This is a genomic window from Sorangium sp. So ce367, assembly GCF_051520455.1.
Lineage (GTDB): Bacteria > Myxococcota_A > Polyangia > Polyangiales > Polyangiaceae > Sorangium > Sorangium cellulosum_B.
The window spans coordinates 803855-822440 of record NZ_CP150334.1; the positions used below are offsets into that span (position 1 = coordinate 803855).

Genomic DNA, 18586 nt, shown 5'->3' on the forward strand with positions numbered 1-18586 from the left:
TGTCGAGTACCCGGGAGACGTCACGTCCGTCGGGATGAGGCGTGCTCAGATCTTCATCCTTCCTCCTCGTGTCATGGTTCGCAGCCCGCGCCACCTCAGCCAATGGCACCTCTGCTCGAGCGGTCATCCGTCGTCCACGCGCGGGCGTGGACGTGGACCTCCTCCCGGTGGGCCGGGAGGGCGCGCTGATGTTTTCCGCCTTACTCTTCTATGACGGACAGTAGTCTGCTATGACGGACATGTCAAGACGCTGCGCGGTAGCGTCGATGTCCTCGGCAAGAGGTGTGTGGACCGGCGTGCAGCGGCGATGATCGCTGCGGAGGCCGGGGATTGACCGGATGTGCGAGGGCTGTCTTCGTTGTAAGCTGCGTGCCGTGACGCCTGCTCGCCTCGACGCCCGAGCACTCCACGGCTCGCATGGCGCGGGGCGTGACCGTCGCGTGGTCCGATGGCCTGGGCAAGACAGCGTTGTCGTCGTCAAGCGCATGACGGCGACAGGCATGGAGCGACGCGATGACAGGTGAGCGCCCGCCGGACCGCATCCTGACCGCTCGGCTGACGCTGCGAGCGTGGCGGCCCGAGGATGCACCTCTGATCAGGGAGGCGATCGACACAAGCCTTGCGCACCTGCGGCCCTGGATGCCGTGGGCCGTGCACGAGCCTTCTTCCGTGGAGGCGACCGCGGCGCTCCTGGAGAAGTTCCGGGACGACTTCACGGCAGGACGCGACTTTCATTATGGCATCTTCACGCGCGACGAGCGCGCCGTGCTCGGGGGTACGGGGCTCCATCCCCGGATCGGCCCGGGCGCGATCGAGATCGGCTACTGGCTCCGGGAAACCGCGACGCGCTGCGGTTACGCGACCGAGGCGGTGGCAGGCTTGACCCGGGTCGCGCTCGAGGAGCTCGGCGTGAGCCGGGTCGAGATCCGCTGCGATCCGCGGAACACCGCGAGCGCCGCCGTGCCCCGGCGGCTCGGGTACCGGCATGTGACGACGCTCGAGGCGAACGCCCTGACGCCCGCGGGCGAGCCGCGCGACACGATGGTGTGGGTCCAGGCGGCCGCGGAGCTCTCGGGATCGCCCCGGGGAGGCCGAAGCTCATGAGTCCATCACCCTCGGCCAGCGCGCCGGGAGCGACATCGGATTCGGATGGTCGGATCGAGGAGCGGCCGGCGCGCCGATAGCGGAGCGGACGCCGCGGTCACTCGAGCCCGAGCGTCATCTCGATCATCGTGCGACGGAAGCCGAACCGCTCGAACAGGCGCTGCGCGGCGGCGTTCTGCGTCGCGGTGTGGAGCACGATGCGCGGCGCGCCCAGGGCCCGGAGGCGCGCGATGACGGCCGCGAGGAGGATCGCGCCCGCGCCCAGCCGGCGCGCGGGCTCGGCGACATAGATGTCGTGGAGGGCGCCGCAGGTGTCGAGGAGGCTGTTCCAGTCGCGCGGCTCCCGGCGGCCGTAGGCGTAGCCGACCAGCGCCGGCTCGGCGCCGGTTCGCTCGGCGACGACGATCGCGGCGTCGGGGTTGGCGAGCTCGCCCGTGAGCCATCGCTCGTAGCCCGGCTCGATCGGCTCCAGGCACATGAAGCGGTGCGGATCGAGGGTGTGGTGCAGGCGGACGAGCTGCGCGGCGAAGCGCGCCACCTCGGGCATGTCGGCGCGCACCGCGAGGCGGGCGTTGACGGAGGGGGGCATCCGCCAGGATAGCCGAGCGCCGGGCGCTCGCTCCGCCTCAGCGTCCCTTTCCGGCCCCCAGGCCCTCCAGCGCCTGCTCCGCGTCGCGCCGGTAGGCGTTGTCGGTCGGCGCCGTCTCCAGGAAGCGCTCGTAATGGTGGATGGCCTTCTCGCGGTTGTTCGCCGCGCGGAGCGCCTCGGCGAGGAGGAAGTGCGCGTCGAACAGCCACGGCGGGGTCGAGCGGTCCGGCGCCTCGCCCAGGGTGACCGCCTGCTCCATCTCGCTCGCGGTCCCGGCCCGGTTGCCGCGCGACGCGTAGATCTTGCCGAGGCGGTAGTGCCACTCGGGGACCTTGTCGTTGGCCGCGATCGCCTTGCGCCACGCCTCCTCCGCGGCGGCCCAGTTGCCCTGATCCTGGTAGCAGAGCGCCATCGTGGCGTAGGCCTCGTAGCGGGACGGCCGCTTCTCCAGCGCGATCTTCAGATCCGCCAGCGCGTCCCGGCTCGCCCCCTGCTTCTGCAGCAGCACGCCGCGCTGCCAGTACGCGTCGCCGAGCTCCGCGTCGAGCTCCAGCGCGCGCCTCAGCGCCATCTCCGCGCGCGCCGTCTGGGCCGTCTCGTTGGCGCCCCAGCCGACGTAGAGGTGGTACTCGGCGCGGTTCGGATCGAGCTCCGCGGCGCGCTCCAGGAAGCGCAGCGCCTCGGCCGTGTTCGTGCCGCGCACGAGGAGCGCGCGGCCGAGGAAGTGGTTCGCCTCGGCGGAGTTCGCGCGGTCCTTGAGCACGTCGCGCAGGATGGGCTCCGCCTGGCTCGCGTGCCCCGCCATGACCTGGGTCGAGCCGACGCGCAGCTTCAGGTCGATGTCGTTCGGCGCCTTGCGGAGCGCGTCGGCGTACATCTCCAGCGCGCGCTCGCTCTGGCCGGTCTCCTCGAACAGGAGCCCGCGCTCGAGCGCGAGGCCCGGGTAGTCCTTGTCGGCCGCCGTGACCTTGTCGAAGATCTTCGCGGCGTCCTCGAACCGGCGCAGGCGACGGTACGCCACGCCCAGCTTGAACTGGCTGCCGAGGTCGTCCTCCTTCGCGAGCGCGAGCTCGAGCTCCTGCCGGGCCTCGTCGTACCGCCCGGTCTGGAGCGCGACCTCCGCCTTGGCCTTGTGCAGCGCGGGCAGGTCCGGGAACTTCGCCGTCGCCTCCGACAGCCTCTCCGCCGCCGCCTCGTTGCGGCCCATGCTGGACAGGAGCGACGCCAGCGCCACGTACGCGTCGACGACCTCCGGGAGGTTCTCCGTCGACTTCACGGCGTCGAGGTACGCCTGCTCCGCGTCCTTCTTGTTGCCGAGCGCGAGCTCGGTGCGCCCGAGCCAGTAAGCGACCTGCGGGGCCGCCGCGTGGGTCTTCTGCAGCTCCTTCAGGAGGTCCTTCGCCTCCTTCATGCGCTCCTGCGCCAGCCACGTCTTCGCCTTGCCGAGCTGCGCGGCGAGGTTCTGGGCGTCGGCGCGGGCCGCGGCCTCGAAGCGCGCCTGCGCCTCGGAGTAGCGGCCCGACCGGTAGAGGACCTCGCCGTTGCCGATCAGGGCGCGCACCGCCTGCGGGTCGAGCTTCACCGCGGCGGCGAAGGCCTGCTCCGCCGCGCTCATGCGCGACCTCGCGAGGTGGATGGTGCCGAGCAGCGTGTACGCGTCGACGATCTCGGGGTCGCTCGCGGCGGCCCGGATCGGGCCGTCGCCGGTGACCTTGCCGAGCAGATCGAGCGCCTCCTGCTCGCGGCCCGGGGTCTGCCAGAGCAGCGACGCGATCAGGGTGCGGGCCCCGACGTGGTCGGGCGAGGCCTCGAGCGCGCCGCGGGCGCTCGCCTCGGCGCCCGCGGTGTCCCCGGCGAGGATCTGCGCCCGGGCCAGGCCGAAGAGCGTGCGCGCGCTCTTCTGGAGGCCGCTCGCGTGCTGCCACGCCGCGATCGCCTTGGGGGCGTCCCTGGCGGCGAGCTCGATCTCGGCCGCGAGGACGGCGAGATCGACGTCGTCCTTGAGCTGCGCGGCGAGCGCCTGCGCGGCCTGTCGCGCGCGCGGGAGCTCGCCGCTGGCCGCGGCCTGCGCCGCGACGGCCAGGGAGAGCAGGTCGCCCGGATGGGAGCTCGCGAGCGTGAGCATCTCCTTGCCGAAGGCGTCGTCGACGGTCCGGTGCCCGAAGCGGATGCTCCGCGCGAACGCGATGTACGCGGCGTAGGCCATGGTCGGCCGGTGGCGCGGCGCATTGGCCCGCGTGGCGTTCGCGTCGTTCAGCGCTCCGTTGGCGGCCGACGCGGTGTCCTTGGCGAAGGCCGTCTGGGTCCGCTGGCGGAGCTCGGCGAGCGCCCCCTCGTGCGCGAAGGCGTTGAGCCGGTCGCTGATGAGGTTCACGCCGAAGGCGCCGACGTCCGGAACGAGCGCGAGCGCGCCGCCGCTGACGGCGGCGACCGCGAGCGCCGCCACGACGTAGCGCTTGATCTTCGACTTTTGCGGCGGTGCTTCCGTGGTCGCCGCGGGCTTCTCGGCCTGCGCGCCGGGACCGGCGCTCAGGTCGCCGATCTCGGTGCCCGCGCCGGTCAGGTCGACCTCGTCCCCGACGCTGGGGTGCGGCTCGCTGAGCTCGATGCCCCGATCGTCGGCGTCCGCGGGCGATTGCGTGAAGTTCGCGGAGCGGTCGGACGGATCGTAAGGGGTGGGCGCGCCGCCGGGGGCGAGCTGCGTGACGCTCTCCCCGAGCGCGATCTCGTCGCCGAAATCGGCGACGCCGAAGCCGGTGGTGGACGCGGCGCCGAGGCCGGTGGTGGACGCGGTGCGGGCGTCGGCGGGCGGCGCGGCGAGGAAGTCGGCGGGGGGTAGGGCGCCGAAGTCGACGGGCGGCATGGCGCCGCTGCTGGGCGGCTCCGGCGCTGCCTGCGGCGGGAGGGGGCGCGGCCCGGGCGCCTGGAATGCGGCGCCCACGCGCGAGTCGTCGTAGTCCGGCGGGGCCTCGTCGAAGAGCTCGGCGCCGACGATGGTCCCCGGTCCTGCAGGTGAGCCGGCGCCGGTGGCCTTCGAGGGGAGGGCGGAGCCGGCGGCCTTCGAGGGGAGGGCGGGGCCGGTGGACTTCGAGGGGAAGCCCGCGGGGGCCGGGGCAGGGAAGCCCGCGGCGGTCGGAGAAGGGAAGCCCGCCAGGGCCGCGGCCGGGAGCCCGGCGCGCGCCGGCGAGGGGAGCGGCGCGGAAGCCGGCGTGGGCAGGCCCGTGTTCGAGAACGGGGCGGGCATGCCGATGACGGCCGGGGCCGAGCTCGGCAGATCGCCGGCGACGATGGGCAGGTCGCCTGCGGACATCGCGGGCAGCTCGGCGTCGCCGTCGCCCTCGAGAGGCAGCTCGAGCTCGCCGAAGCCGAACGACATGGATCCGCTGCTGGATCGCGCCGGAGGAACCGGGGGCGCGTCGTCGTCCAAGTCTCCGAAATCATACTCCGGGACCACGCGCGGGGGCGCGTCCCCTGCGCCGCGGGTGCGCCCGCGACCGAGCGGCTGCGTGGTGGCCCCGGCGTTTCGCCCGCCGAGCCCCGCGTCCCGCGCACCAGGCCTCGAGGGTGCGCTCGGCGCCGACTCTCGATCGCCGAACCCGAGGGTGCGCCGGCTGCTCGGAGGCAGCGGCTCGACCCGCGCCGGCAGGTCGGTGCCGGCGAACGCGGTCGGCGTCGCCGGGGCGGTGCGGGACTCCGCGCGCGATCGCGCCGGGAGCGCCACCGGCGCCCCGGTCGCATTGCCGTAGACGACCGGCAGATCGTCCGGGTTGAGCCCTTGCACCTCGGCGTCCGTCGGGCTCGGGAGCTCGACCATGAGATCGATCTCTCCGAAGCCGCGCCGCTGCGGCACCGTCTTGGCGTTTCGCCGATCGGACGGGGCGGGGCGGTCGGGGACGTCCGGCAAGCCGATCTCGCCGAAGACCTCCGGACCCGGCGGCTCAGGAGGCGGCGCGGGCGGCGCAGGCACCGCGGGCGCCGCGCGGCGCGGCGGCGTCGGTACCGGCGCCGGCGTCGGCCCGGGGCGTCGGGGAGGCGCGACCGCGGGGAATGCGATGTCCTCCGGAGCCGCCATGGGCAGATCGGCGTCCTCGGGCGCCGCCGGGGCGCTCCGCTCCGAGAGCTGAAGGCCTCCCGCCCCGGCCCGCGGCGGGGGGGTGGGCACAGGCGTCGGCGCGGGCGCTGCGCTTGCGCCCCCCTTGGTCACCAGCAAGCTCGTACCGCACTTCGGACAGCGCATCCTGAGCCCCGCAGGGGGGACACGCTTCTCGTCGACCTGGTACGGCGATTTGCACCCGTCGCACTCGACCTTGATCATGCTTCCCGACCCGATGCCGGCGCTGCGAGCGCCTTCGCAGGCGCCCCCACGCTCGTTCGGCCTACAAAAGGCCGGGATGCCCCGACATCCGTTCTCCTTACTAGCAGGGGTTGTGGTCCTTAGGATCGCCTCTTCTGCCGGGCGCCCTCAAATCGGCGACTTCCTCGGGCATGTCGCGTGCTTGGTCCGGAAGTAGGAAGCGGACAGCGCGCAGACGCGGCGCGGCCGGGGACAGAGGGGCGCGGGGGCGGGCGGGGACGGTAACGAAGCGGCGACGCCGTCTGGCAGGCGGCGCGTGTCGCCATCGCGGCCTCGCCAAGCGTCCTCCACCTGTGCTAACGCGCTGCCGCTCATGCAGCGCTCGACGGCGGTCATCTACACGCTCTTCTTCACGGGCGCGCTGGCGTTCGTCATCACGCACGCCGGCTCGAAGGGGCACGGCGCGGCCAGCGCGCCCGCCGACGCAGGCCCCGCCGCCGACGCCGCCGCCTCGCCTGCGACGGCCGCGGCGGGCGACGCCGGCGCGGGGAGCGACGCCGGCGCCGAGGGCATCGTCCAGGAGCGCGGCCCCGAGCCGGCGGGGCGATCCGACGCGGGCGTCACGCTCCTCTCGGGAGAGGCGCCGCCCTCGCTGCCGGCCGAGGCGCCGAAGAAGGTGCGCTTCGGCGTCGTGCTCATCCAGTACCGCGGCGCGCAGGGGGCGGCGCCGACCGCGCGCTCCAAGGACGCCGCGCTGGCGCTCGCCAGGGAGCTCGCCGAGGTGGCCAAGACGGACTTCAAGGCCGCCATCGAGAAGGGCGACAAGGGGTCGACCGACGACCTCGGCTACATCCCGCGCGGCGTGCTCGAGCCCGCGCCGGAGTACGAGCTGTTCAGCCTCCCCAAGGGGGGCGTGAGCGGCCCGGTCGACACGCCGCGCGGCTTTTGGATCGCGCGTCGGATCGAGTAAGTAAAGCGTACCGCGCGCGGCGCGTCGCCGTGGACGCGAACGAGTGGAGATACCGTATGGCGACGATCGACATCCGTCGGCAGCACGCGCTCACCAAGGACGAGGCCAGGAAGCGCGCGGAAGAGCTTGCGCGGGGCATGGAAGACAAGCTCGGCATCCAGTGGCGATGGGATGGCGACGTCATCCGGTTCGAGGCGCCGGGCGGCGCCGCGAAGGGGACGAAGGGCCTCGTTCGCGTCGAGGCGTCCGCGGTCCATGTGGAGATCGATCTGCCGTTCCTGCTGAAGGCGATGAAGGGCATGGTCGAGTCGAAGGTCAACGACAAGCTCGACGCCGTGCTGGGCAGGGCCTAGCCCGGCAGCCGGGCCAGGCGCGCTCCGGCGGCTCGATCGACCGCGCCGCCCCGCAGCGCGCGGCGCCCCGGCCGACACGCGCTCCCTCCTCCTCAGCCCCGCCTCCTCCTCGCGAGCGAGCGACCTCCGCCCGCTCGCGCGTGTCGCGCCGCGCGCGAGCGCGCCCACCGTTCTTCGTTTTCCGGCGGTTCCGGCGGCCTACGCGGTCGACCGGCGCGCTCCGCGGATCTCCTCGCCGGGCGCGGGCGCCCGCACATCCGTGTCCGCCGCTCGACCCACCGATCGCGCGCGGCCAGGCCAGGCCACTCGACGCCGCTCGACGCTCTTCGAGCCCGCTCCCTGCCCGGCGCGCTTTACTCCGTCAGGTTCGGTTCGCTACTCTCCGCCATCGTCATGCGGTGCGCACAGATGAGACCCCGTTCGGAGGCGTCGCGAGCGAGATGACGGTTCAGGCACCCGAGGGGCAAGCGGAGAGCATGACGGCCCTGATCGCGCGGCTGCGCGCGGAGCAAGGCGAGCAGCCGGAGCGACAGCTCCAGGCGCTCTTGCTGCACGAGCTCGGCGCGCTCGAGGAGGCGCTCGGCGAGGAGCCCACGGCGGCGCGCGACTACCTCGCCGCGTTCAACGCGGATCCCCAGTTCCGCGAGCCGCTCGAGGCGCTGGTCCGCATCCTCACGCGGCGCAAGTCGATCAAGAACCTCGGCAAGCTGCTCGACGCGCTCACGCGCGCCGCGGCCACGCCCGAGGAGCGGGCGCGCTCGTTCTGGGAGCGCGCGGCGTACCTTCAGGACCACGAGCAGAACCTCGCGGCGGCCAAGGAGGCGCTCGAAGAGGCGGCGCTCAGCAACCCGGAGGACGCGACCCCCTGGCTCGAGCTCGAGCTCATCGCGGCCAAGGAAGGGGACCTCGCCGGCCGGATGCGCGCGCTGGAGGCCCGCGCGGAGCTCGCGACGGACGCGACGTGGAAGGGGCTGCTCTTCATCGAGCTCGCCGACCTCGCGGCGGCGACCGAGAACGTGGAGCGCGCCTACGAGCTGCTCGACGCGGCCGCCGCGCTGGAGGGGCGGGCGCGCTTCAGGTCGCAGCTCGCGCTCGAGGTCATCGCCCGGCGCGAGGAGGACCTCGGCGCGCTCGCGCGCGCCCTCGAGGGGCAGGCGGAGCTCATCGCCGACGCGCTCGACGACGAGGCGAGCGGCGACGCCAACGGCGTCCCGCGGACCCTGCGCAAGCCGGAGCACGCGGCCGACGCGTGGCTCCGCGCCGCCGAGCTGACGCAGCGGGCCGGGACGGGCGGCTTCGCGTCGCTCCTCGAGCGGGCCGCGGAGCGGCTGCCCCAGTCGACGCTGCTCGGCCGGGCGCGCATCGCCGCGCTCGAGTCCGCCGGCGAGGCCGAGGCCGCCGCCAGCCTTGCCAAGCAGGAGATCGCGCGCGGCGCGAGCGGGCCCGGCGCCGCGGCCCTGTGGCTGCGCGTCGCCGAGGCGGCGGCGCTCGCGAGCGATCGCGAGGCCGCGCTCGCGGCGCTCCGGAGCGCGCTCGCGGCCGACCCGCAGTGCATCCCGGCCCGCGCGCTGGAGATCGATCTCCTCGGAGACGGTCAGGACCCGTCCGCGTTCGCGGCCTCGCTCGAGGCGACGGCGGCCTCGTACGCCAGCGACGACGCGAGGGGGCGCGCGCTGCTCCTCGCGGCCTACGTCTGGGCGGTGCGGACGGACGACGTCGGCGCGGCGAAGGCGGCCCTGTCGCAGGCCGGCATGGCCGGCGTCCACCCGGGCGTGCTCGCGCGCTTCGGCCGGTCGTTCGCGGCGCTCCGCGGCGACGCGGCCTGGTACGAGGAGTCGACGAAGCGGCTGCTCTCGACGGGCGTCGACCCGGCCGAGAAGGCGAGCCTGTGGTTCGAGATCGGCCGGAGCCGCCTCCTCCGGGGGGACGCGGACGGCGCCGAGGGCGCCTTCGCCGAGCTCGCCGACGCCGGCGCCGACGACGGCGCCACGCCGAACGCGTGGCTCGGGCGGGCGCTCGGCGCCTTCGCGGTCGATCTCGTCCGCAGCCGGCGCGAGCGCGGCGACGAGCCCGGCGCCCCAGGCCCGCGGCGCTCGCCGACGGTCATCGAGGCGCTCGCCGAGGTCGAGGGCGAGGAGACCGCGCGCGGGCTGTGGCTCGTCGCTGCCCTGCGCAGCGCGCGCGGCGGCGATCTGGATCGCGCGCGGAGCCGGCTCCGCGCGCTCTTCGAGCGATCCGCGGACGACGAGGTCGTCGCGGTGTTCCTGGCCGAGCTCCACCGGCGCGCCGGGAGCCCCGCCGCCGCGGCCGCGACGCTGTCGGCCTGCGCCGCGGCGATCGACGACGCCGATCTCTCGGCGGCGCTGCACATCGAGGCGGCGATCCTGCTCTGGCGCGCCGGCGAGCGCGGGCGCGCCGTCGAGGAGCTCGAGGCGGCGCGCGGCAAGGCGCCGCGCGCCGGCGCGACGGCGCTCACCTGGGCCCTCCGCGGCCACGAGGCGGGCGATCTGGAGAGCCGGCGCCGCGCCCTCGAGGTCGCCGGCGAGGCGGGCGAGGACCCGGCGGCGCTCGCGCTGTCGCGGTTCGGCCTCGAGGTCGGCGCGGCCGAGGGCGGCGACGCCGACGAGGCGCTCGCGACGCTCGAGGCGCTGGAGTCGCAGGCGAGCGACGACCTCGCCTTGGCCGCCGCGCTCGGGCGCCTCCTCTGGCAGCCGGCCCTCGAGCAGCGGAGCGCCGTCGAGCGCGCGCTCGACTACATCGAGGAGCGCGGCGACGGCGCCGCGACGATCGCGCACGCCGAGCGCTTCCGCCTCGCGCGGACCCTGGACCAGGATCGCGCGCGCACCGCGGCGCGCGCGGCGGCGTGGGCCGCTGCCGACCCGAGCCCGCACGCCGAGCTCGAGTGGCTCGGCGCCGCGCTCGGCGCCGAGGACCGCGAGGCGGAGGTCGCCGCGCGGAGCGCGCTCGCGCGGCACATGGAGGGCGAGGCCCGCGCCGCGATGGAGGCCTCGGCCGCGATCGTCGGCGCGCTCGATCAGCCGAACCTGCCGCGGCCGTTCCTCACGGGCGAGCACGCGCCCGCGCAGCTCGCCAACCTCGAGCTCGCGCTCCCCGGCTGCGATCCGCGGCGCCGCGCCGCGGCGCTGCACGGGCTCGGCGACGCGCTCGGCGAGGAGGCGCAGCTCACGGCGCTCGGCCTCGCGGGCTGGTCGGACTTCGCGGCCGGGGATCACGAGCGCGCGCTCGCCGCGTTCCGCGCGGTCGTCGAGCGGCGGCCCGACGACGTCGCCGCCTGGGAGGGCGTCCGCGCGACGTCCGAGGCGCTGCGCGACCCCGTGTCGACGGCGCTCGCCTCGGCGCAGCTCGGGGCGCTCTGCAAGGACGACGCGCGCGGCGCGGGGTTCTGGGAGAGCGCTGGGCTCCTGCTCCTCCAGCACACCGAGGCCCACGACGACGCGGAGATCGCCTTCGATCGCGCGTTCGCGCGCGACCCGCGGCGCGGCGTCGCCTTCGACCGGCTGTTCCGCCGGGTCCGCGCGCGCAACGAGGACGATCGGCTGCTCGACATCATCGAGAGGCGGCTCGGGGTGGCGGACAACGACCTCGAGCTCTGCAAGCTGTTCTGGGAGCGCGCGCGCGTGCTCCGCAAGAAGGGCAGGCTCGACGACGCGCTCGCCGCGCTCGAGAACGTGACGCTGCTCGAGCCGGATCACATCGGCGCCCTGGCGCTCTCGGCCGACATCTCGAAGGCGCAGGGCGACCTCGGCCAGGCGGCCGCCTTCTACGCCGAGCTCTCGCGCGTCGCGAAGGCGCCGGGGGAGCAGCGCCTCATGTCGGGGATCACGGCCGTCGATGCCTACGAGAAGCTCGGCGAGCACGACAGGGCGCTCGAGGTGCTGATCGGCCTGCACCGGGCCGGGCTGTCGACGCTCGTCGTCCGCGAGCGCCTCGTCCGGGTCGCCGCCCGGGTCGGCTCCTGGGACGAGGCGACGCGCCTGCTCGAGGAGCTCATGGTCGAGCGCGACACCCCCGAGGGGCGGATCGAGGCGGCGCGCCTCGCGATGGCCATCTACCGGGATCAGCTCGGCGCGCCGCGCCGCGCCGAGCGGGCCGTCGCGAAGCTCCTCGAAGAGGCGCCGGACGACGGCGAGGCGATCGATCTCGTCCTCACGACGGACTACGAGCCCGCGTTCCGCACCCGCGTGCTCGGCCGCGCCAAGGCGACGCTGATCCAGGCGCTCGCGGTCGAGCCGCTCGACGCGGCCCGGGTCGCGCTCCTCGCGAAGATCGCCGGCGCGGGGCAGGACGCGGCGCTCCGGCAGGCCACGCTCGGCGCGCTCGTCTCGCTCGTCCGCATCGACGACGGCATCTCCGCGGAGCTCAGGAAGATCGACGCCCGCGTCCCGGCGCGGCCGCAGATCGCCCTCGACGCCAAGGCCATGGCCGACATCGCCGATCCGCTCGACACCGGGCCCGTCGGCGAGCTGTTCGCGAAGATGGCCGAGACCATCTGCATGGCGCTCGGCCCGTCGCTCGTGTCGCTCGGCGTCGGCAAGAAGGACCGCATCGACTCGCGCGGCGGCCACCCGCTGCGCGTGGCGGTCGCCGAGTGGATGGGCGCGCTCAGCTTCGAGACGGACTTCGAGCTCTACGTCGGCGGCCCGAGCCCGCGCGGCGCGACCGGCGTCTACGGCCAGCTGCCGGCGCTCGTGCTCGGCGCCGAGATCACGACGCCGCTCGACGCCGCCTCGCGCTCGGCGATCGCGCGCGAGGCGTTCGCGCTGCGCCGGGGCATCTCCTCGCTCAGGACGCGGGACGACAGCACCGTCGCCTCGCTCGTCGCGGCCGCGTGCATCGAGGCGGGCTTCGCGGTCCCGCAGCCGCCCTACGCCGTCTTCGGCGAGGTCTCGCGCGCCATCCACAAGGAGATGTCGCGCGCGACCCGCAAGGCCATCGCCGACGTCTGCCAGCGCATCGTCTCGAGCCAGCAGGACCCGCTCCGCTGGGCGCAGGCCGCGCGCAGGAGCATCGACCGCATGGCCGTCATCGCCGCCGGCGACGTCTCGCTGGTCCTCTCGGACATCCTCAATACCCCGCGCGAGCAGCTCGGCGGTGTCGTCGCCGAGAGCGAGCGGGCGCGCCAGCTGGTCGCGTTCGTCCTCTCGCAGAGCTACCTCGAGCTCCGGAAGAAGCTCGGCATGGGGGTCCGGTGAGCAAGAATCCGCAATCCAAGAGCTCCTCTGGCGGCGGCGACGAGGGCGCGCCGTCGCAGGAGAAGATCACGGTCCCCCCGCCGGCGATGTACGGCGCGGCGGTCTCGGAGGGCGACGTCGAGGAGGCCACGCTCCTCGCGAAGATCCCCGAAGAGCTCATCCAGTCGATCCGCGGCGCCGAGGAGGGCGAGCGCGCCGGCGAAGGCGGCCTGAAGCAGCTGTTCTCCCGCGAGCCCGTGCCCGTGCCCGCGAGGCCCGCGCAGAGCGCCGGAGAGAGCGACGCGCTGCTCGACATGCTGTTCGAGGATCAGCGCGCCGAGGACGCCGACGACGGGGTCGTGACCTCGGCGCCGGCGTTGCACGGGACGCGCCGGCCCCCGGCGCCCATCCCGCCGCCGCGCCCCCCGTCGCTGCCCCGCCCCGCCGCCCCGCCCCGCTCGGGCAGCAGGCCGGGCGACGTGAAGGCGTCGCTCGGCGCGGAGCTCACGCCCGGCGATCGGACGCCGAAGATCCCGCCGCCGGCCCCGTCCGCGAGGTTCACGGCGCCGCGCCCGCAGCCCGCCGCCCCGCCGCCCCCGCTGCCGCCGCCGTCGGTGCGCCGGGAGCCTGTGTTCGAGGAGGACACCGCCGAGCCGGGCGACCGCGCGACGCCCATCCCCGACGGCGGCGACTCCCCGTTCGAGTTCGCGCCGCCCAGCGGCGCCAGCAGCGGCCGGTTCGCGGAGGCGCACGCCTTCGACGACGAGGAGACGCACGGCATCGACGACGAGGAGACGAACGCCCTCGACGAGCCTGGGCCCACGACCCGGCCGTACACCGGCCAGTCGTCCGCCTCCGCCAGCCGCTGGGATCAGCCCGCCGCCGACAGCGATCCCGGCGAGCTCGTCGACGAGTCCAGCCTGCTCAGCGGGTCGGCCGAGCCGACCGATGAAGAGCTCGAGGACGATCTCGCGCAGACGCGCGTCGCGACCCGGAGACCCGACAGCGGCGTCGCCTTCACGCCGCCGCGCCCGCCTTCATCGCCGCGCGGGTCGTCGTCGCCGCCGCGCCCGTCTTCGTCTTCGCGCGCGCCGTCGTCGTCGCCGCCACGCCCGTTTGCGCCGTCCCACGTCCGGCCGTCGTCGTCGTTCGTGCCGTCGCCGTCATCGTTTGTGCCGTCGTCGTCGCGCGTGCCGTCGTCGTCGCCGCCGCGCCCGTCTTCGTCAGCGCGCGTCCCGTCGGCGCCTCCTTCGGGCCCGTTGTCATCGGCTCCTTCCCGCGCGCCCGAGAGCCTCCCGCCGCTGCCGTCGATCCCGCCGCCCGCCTCGGTGTTCGACGGCGAGCAGGACGCGAGCGCGATCCTCGTCCAGTCGCAGCAGCGCGACGTGTGGGCGGCGCGCGCCGCGTGGCTCCGCTCCGAGGCCGAGCTCATCGAGGACCCCGCGGCCCGGGCGCGCGCGCTGCTTCCCGTCGCCGAGCTCTACGTGATGGCCGGGGAGGACGTCACCGCCCGCGCCATCGCCGCCGAGGCGCGGGATCTCGCCCCGAGCCTGATCTTCGCGCACCGCCAGCTCCGCGGCCTCCTGATGCGCGAGGCAGATCTGCCCGCCGCGCTCGAGGCGCTGGAGAGCGAGACCCGCGTCCTCGGCACGCCGGTCGCGCGCTGCCACAACCTCGTGCTCGGCGCGGAGCTCTGCCGCATCCCGCTCGCGGATCCCGAGGGCGCCCACAAACGCTTCGAGCTCGCGGCGCGGACGCACCCCGCCGATCCCCGCGCGCACGTCCAGCGCTTCTGCGAGGCGCTCGCCGCGCCGGACTCGGACGCGGCGGCCTCCGCCGTGCTCGCGAAGTTCCGCCTCCCCGAGGCGCCCGAGCTCGCGCCGCTCGCCGCCGCGAGCGCTCAGGTCGCAGCGCACCGCGGCGCTCCGCGGCCGGCGCGCGGCCGCGCCGCCCCCGCCACGCCGTACGAGGCGCTGCTCCGCGCCCGCGCCCTGCTCGGCGCCGGCGACCTCGCCGAGGGCCTCGCGACCCTCGATCCCCTGCGCGGCACCTCGCTCGCGCCTGCCGTCGCGTGGCTCACCGCCGCGCTGAGCGCCGCGCGCAAGGAGACCCGCCCGGCGTCGCTCGGCGCGCTCCGCAGCGTCGCCGCCGGCTCGCACGGCGGCCAGGCGCGCCGCGCCCTCGCGGCGCAGGCGATCGAGCTCGGCGACGCCGCCGCGGTGCGCGACGCGACGCTCGACGACGGCGACGCCGGCGGCGCCTTCTCGCCGGCCGATCGCATCGTCCTCTCGGCGCTCGCCGGCGGCGCCGCCGGCGAGATCGACCCGTGGCTCGACGCCCTCGCCGACGATCCCGAGTTCGCGCCGCTCTGCGCGGCGGCGAGCGCCGCCCTGAGCGACGCCGGCGGCGACGCCGCGGTGGCCTCCGTGGACGGCGCGCCCGCGTCGAGGGGCGTGCGCCCCCTCGGCGGCCCGAGGGCCCGCGCCGCCGCGGCCCTCGGCCGCGCGCTCTCGCGCGAGGCCGTCCCCGCCGAGGGCGGCGTCGACGCGAGCGACGCCTTCTCCCGCGCGGTCGTCACGTACGGCGACACCGCGCCGGAGAGCCCGCTCTTCCGGGCGCTCGCGCTCGAGCTCGATCTCGACGGCGATCGCGGCGCCCGCGTCGCCAGGGCCGTGGCGTCGCTGCGCGAGGTCGCGTCCGAGCGCGACAGCGCGCTCGCCGCCGCCGTCCTCGCGGAGATCGCGGGCGATCAGCGCGCGGCGATGAGCGATCTCGATCGCGCCCGCGCCGCGGACCCGCAGCACGAGGGCGCCGCGCGCGCCCGCGCCGCGCAGGAGAGCGGCGTCGGCGCGGCCCGCATCCTCGCGGAGCACGCGCTCACGCTCGACGAGGGGCCGCGGGCCGCGGTGCTCGTCACCGAGGCCGCGATCCGCCTGCTCGACGGCGGCGACAACGAGGAGGGCGAGCGCCTGCTCTCGCGCGCCGCCCAGATCGATCCGAAGCTCCCCGTCGCGCTCCACCTCGGCGAGCGGAGCGCGCGCGCCCGGGTGGACCGCGACGGCCTCCTCGAGTGGCTCAGGACCCGCCGCGAGGGCGCGGCCGATCCCCTCGAGCGGGCCCACGATCTCGTCCGCGAGGCGCTCCTCGTCGCCGAGGCAGACCCCGCGGCCGCGGCGTCGCTCCTCGAGACGGCGCACCGCTCGCGCCCCCAGGACATCGGCCTGCGCGAGCTCTTCGAGCGGCTCGCGCCGGAGCCGCCCGCCGACCGCGCCTCCTGGCGCGCCGAGCGCGCCGCCGAGCTCCTGCGCGCCCTCGACGCAGGCGGTGATGGCGACGCCGGCCGCCCGGGTGACGACCGCGCCGCCGCGGGCATCGAGGCCGCTCGCCTCGCGCTCGAGGCCGCCCTCGACCACGAGCGCGCCGGCGACCTGGCGCAGGCCGCCGCGTGCGCCCGCCAGGCGATCGCCGCCGGGGACAACGCGCTCGCGCCGATCGCGCTCTACCGCGCGGCCGTCGCGGGCCACGGCACAGGAGAGCTCGTCGACGCCCTGATCCCGCGCGCCCGCGAGGCGGCGGACGCGGCGGAGCGCCTCGACATCTACGAGCGCCTCGCGGAGCTGGACGAGCACGGGCGCAAGGACGCCGGCAGCGCCCTGCTCTGGCGCCGATCCATCCTGGAGGAGACGCCGCACCACCTGCCGACGCTCCGCCGGATCGCCTCGTACCTCATCAGCGAGGGCCGCGACGAGGAGCTCGAGCCGATCGCCCTGGAGATCGCGCGTGTCCTCGACGGCCCGGAGGCGATCGCCCACGCGCTCCTGTCGGCGCGGCTGCGCCTGCGCGTGCTCCCGTGGGAGGAGGCGCTCGAGCCGGTCCAGATCGCGTACAGGAACGAGCCCCGCGGCATCTGGGCGCTGCGCCAGATGGCCGCCCAGGCCCGCGCGAAGGCGGATCACGCCCTCGCGATCGAGGCGGATCGCCAGCTCATCGAGCGCACCGATCGCCCGTCCGAGGCCGCGGCCCTCTCGGTGCGCGCCGCCAGGGACGCCCTGCTCGCGGGCTCGATCGAGGACGCCGTCGCCTTCTTCCGGCACGCGATCACGCTCGTCCCGCACTACCTCGTCGCGCACCTCGATCTCGCCGACGCGCTCGATCGCGGCGGCGACCCGGCGGCCGCCGCCGCGGCGCTCGAGTCTGCCGCGGGCGCGAGCGTCGGCCCCGAGGGGCGCGCGCACTCGCTCTACGCCGCGGCCGTGCTCTGGCAGGACAAGGTCCAGAACGTCGCGCGGGCGCGCGACGTCCTCGAGGCGGTCGCCACGGTCGATCCGTCGTACGCCGACGTCTTCTCGCGGCTCAGGGCCATCTACATCGCCGAGGGCGCGCGCGCCGAGCTCGCCGCGCTCCTCGAGCGCCGCCTCGAGGCGGTGACGGATCCCGCGGAGCGGGTCGAGATGGAGGTCCTGCGCGGCCGGGCGCTCGCCGACGTCGGCGACGCGGCGGCCGCCAAGCGCGCGCTCGCCGCCGCGCTCGACGCGAACCCCGATCACGTCGAGGCCCTGACCGCGTTCGCCGACGTCTGCGCCGGCGAGGGCGACTGGGCCGGCGCCGAGCAGGCGTGGATCCGCCTCGCGCGCCTCGTGCCCGAGCCCGCGAAGCAGGTCGCGATCTACCTCCGCCTCGGCGAGCTCTACGACGAGCACCTCCCGAACGCGGAGCGCGCCGAGCTCGCGTACCAGGAGATCCTGAAGCGCTCGCCGGGCGACGTGAGCGCGCGCGAGCGCCTCGTCTCGCTCTACAAGCGTGCCGGCGACGGCGCCCGCGCGCTCGAGCAGCAGAACCTCCTCATCAGCGCCGCGGAGGCGCCCGAGCAGAAGTGCCGCCGCACCGCGGAGCTCGCCGAGATCTACGAGGCGATGGGGGACGCGAAGAAGGCCGAGGCCACGCTGCTCACGGCCCGCAAGACGTGGCCGAAGGACGACTTCGCCCTCGGCGCGCTGGCCCGCTACTACCAGCGCACCGAGCAGGCCTCCGCGGCGACCACCCTGCTCGATCGCGCCCTCGCCGACGCGCGCCGCGCGCTCAACACCGGCCGCTTCGAGCCCTACCTCTTCTCGACGGTCGCGACGGTCGCGGAGCTCCGCGGCCGCGCCGGCGCCGCGAAGATCGCGCGCGCGACGGTCGACGCGCTCGACGGCCGCGACGCCGCGATGGGCGGCGCGGGCAACGCCGCTGGCGCGGCCCGCCTCGACGCCCACCTCGCGCCGGAGCTCATGACCCCGGCGTTCCGGGAGCTCCTGCTCAAGACGGGCCCGCTGCTCGACGCCGCGGTGCCGTTCGATCTCGACTCGATCCGCGCGACGCCGCTGCCGCCCCAGCACGCCGAGATCACCGATCTGGCGCGCGGCATCGGCGCGGCGTACGGCCTCCCCGGCCTGCAGGTCTACATGACGGGCGCGCTCGGCGCCGTCTGCGTGCCGGCGTCCACGAGCCCGCCCAAGATCGTCCTCGGCCAGGCGCTCGTCACCTCGCCGCGCGAGGACGTCCGGCTCGCCCTCATCCACCGCGCCGTCAAGATCCTCCAGACCAACGCCTCGGCCTTCTCGCGGACGGCGCCGATCGATCTCTGGCCGCTGCTCGCGGCTTACCTGAAGGCGTTCGTCCCGTCGTGGTCGCCGCAGGGCGCGGACGCCGGGCGCCTGCGCGAGTACCACGGCCGCATCGAGCGGGTGATGGCGGGCGGCGTGGATCCGAAGATCAGCGTGCTCGCCGCCGACGTCATCGGCTCGATCGGCAACCGCGCCTCGACGTTGAACACCGCGATCAACGGCTGGGGGAACCGGGCCGCGTTCCTCGCCGTGGGCGACATCAACGTCGTCCTCACGGGCATCGCCTGGTCCGGCGGCAACACGAACGCGCCGCCCGCCGCGGGCAAGGACCGCGTCACCTGGATCGGGCGCAACGCGGAGGCGCGCGACCTCATCGTCTTCGCCGTGAGCGACGGCCTGACCGAGGCGCGGGAGCAGCTCGGCTTCAACGAGTGAAGGCGGGCGAGCGCTCGTGTGCTCGTGGCTGCGCGCTGCCCGC

7 protein-coding genes are annotated in these 18586 nt (G+C 75.6%); 5 read left to right on the forward strand and 2 right to left on the reverse strand.

The annotated features are described in order from the left end of the window. Positions 1-513: 513 nt before the first annotated feature. Positions 514-1104, forward strand: coding sequence for a GNAT family N-acetyltransferase (locus WME97_RS03070; protein ID WP_437549394.1), 591 nt, complete (start codon positions 514-516; stop codon positions 1102-1104). A gap of 97 nt (positions 1105-1201) precedes the next feature. Here WME97_RS03070 and WME97_RS03075 read toward each other — a convergent pair whose 3' ends face one another. Further along, a complete protein-coding gene (locus WME97_RS03075) occupies positions 1202-1693 on the reverse strand; it encodes an N-acetyltransferase family protein (RefSeq protein WP_437549396.1) in 492 nt (163 codons plus the stop codon). A gap of 37 nt (positions 1694-1730) precedes the next feature. Then, a complete protein-coding gene (locus WME97_RS03080; protein ID WP_437549398.1) occupies positions 1731-6008 on the reverse strand; it encodes a tetratricopeptide repeat protein in 4278 nt (1425 codons plus the stop codon). 352 nt (positions 6009-6360) lie between these two features. On the opposite strand from WME97_RS03080, the gene WME97_RS03085 reads away from it, so the two are divergent. The 4 genes from WME97_RS03085 to WME97_RS03100 all read left to right on the forward strand — a co-directional run bounded on the left by WME97_RS03085 (position 6361) and on the right by WME97_RS03100 (position 18543). Continuing rightward, positions 6361-6957 carry a peptidyl-prolyl cis-trans isomerase gene (locus WME97_RS03085; protein ID WP_437549400.1) on the forward strand — a complete coding sequence of 199 codons (597 nt, stop codon included), beginning with the start codon at positions 6361-6363 and terminating at the stop codon, positions 6955-6957. 56 nt (positions 6958-7013) lie between these two features. Then, positions 7014-7310 (forward strand): polyhydroxyalkanoic acid system family protein, encoded by a 297-nt coding sequence (locus WME97_RS03090; RefSeq protein WP_272097713.1) that lies wholly within the window; start codon positions 7014-7016, stop codon positions 7308-7310. 440 nt (positions 7311-7750) lie between these two features. Then, a complete protein-coding gene (locus tag WME97_RS03095; protein WP_437549402.1) occupies positions 7751-12523 on the forward strand; it encodes a hypothetical protein in 4773 nt (1590 codons plus the stop codon). Continuing rightward, complete coding sequence (locus tag WME97_RS03100) at positions 12520-18543, forward strand: hypothetical protein (RefSeq protein ID WP_437549404.1); 6024 nt, start codon at positions 12520-12522, stop codon at positions 18541-18543. Before WME97_RS03095 ends, WME97_RS03100 begins: the two co-directional genes overlap by 4 nt. Positions 18544-18586 lie beyond the last annotated feature (43 nt).

Coding starts and splice junctions, on each gene's coding strand:
- WME97_RS03080 (WP_437549398.1), bottom strand. CDS start 6,008: ATGATCAAGGTCGAGTGCGACGGGTGCAAATCGCCGTACCAGGTCGAC.
- WME97_RS03095 (WP_437549402.1), top strand. CDS start 7,751: ATGACGGTTCAGGCACCCGAGGGGCAAGCGGAGAGCATGACGGCCCTG.
- WME97_RS03075 (WP_437549396.1), bottom strand. CDS start 1,693: ATGCCCCCCTCCGTCAACGCCCGCCTCGCGGTGCGCGCCGACATGCCC.
- WME97_RS03090 (WP_272097713.1), top strand. CDS start 7,014: ATGGCGACGATCGACATCCGTCGGCAGCACGCGCTCACCAAGGACGAG.
- WME97_RS03070 (WP_437549394.1), top strand. CDS start 514: ATGACAGGTGAGCGCCCGCCGGACCGCATCCTGACCGCTCGGCTGACG.
- WME97_RS03085 (WP_437549400.1), top strand. CDS start 6,361: ATGCAGCGCTCGACGGCGGTCATCTACACGCTCTTCTTCACGGGCGCG.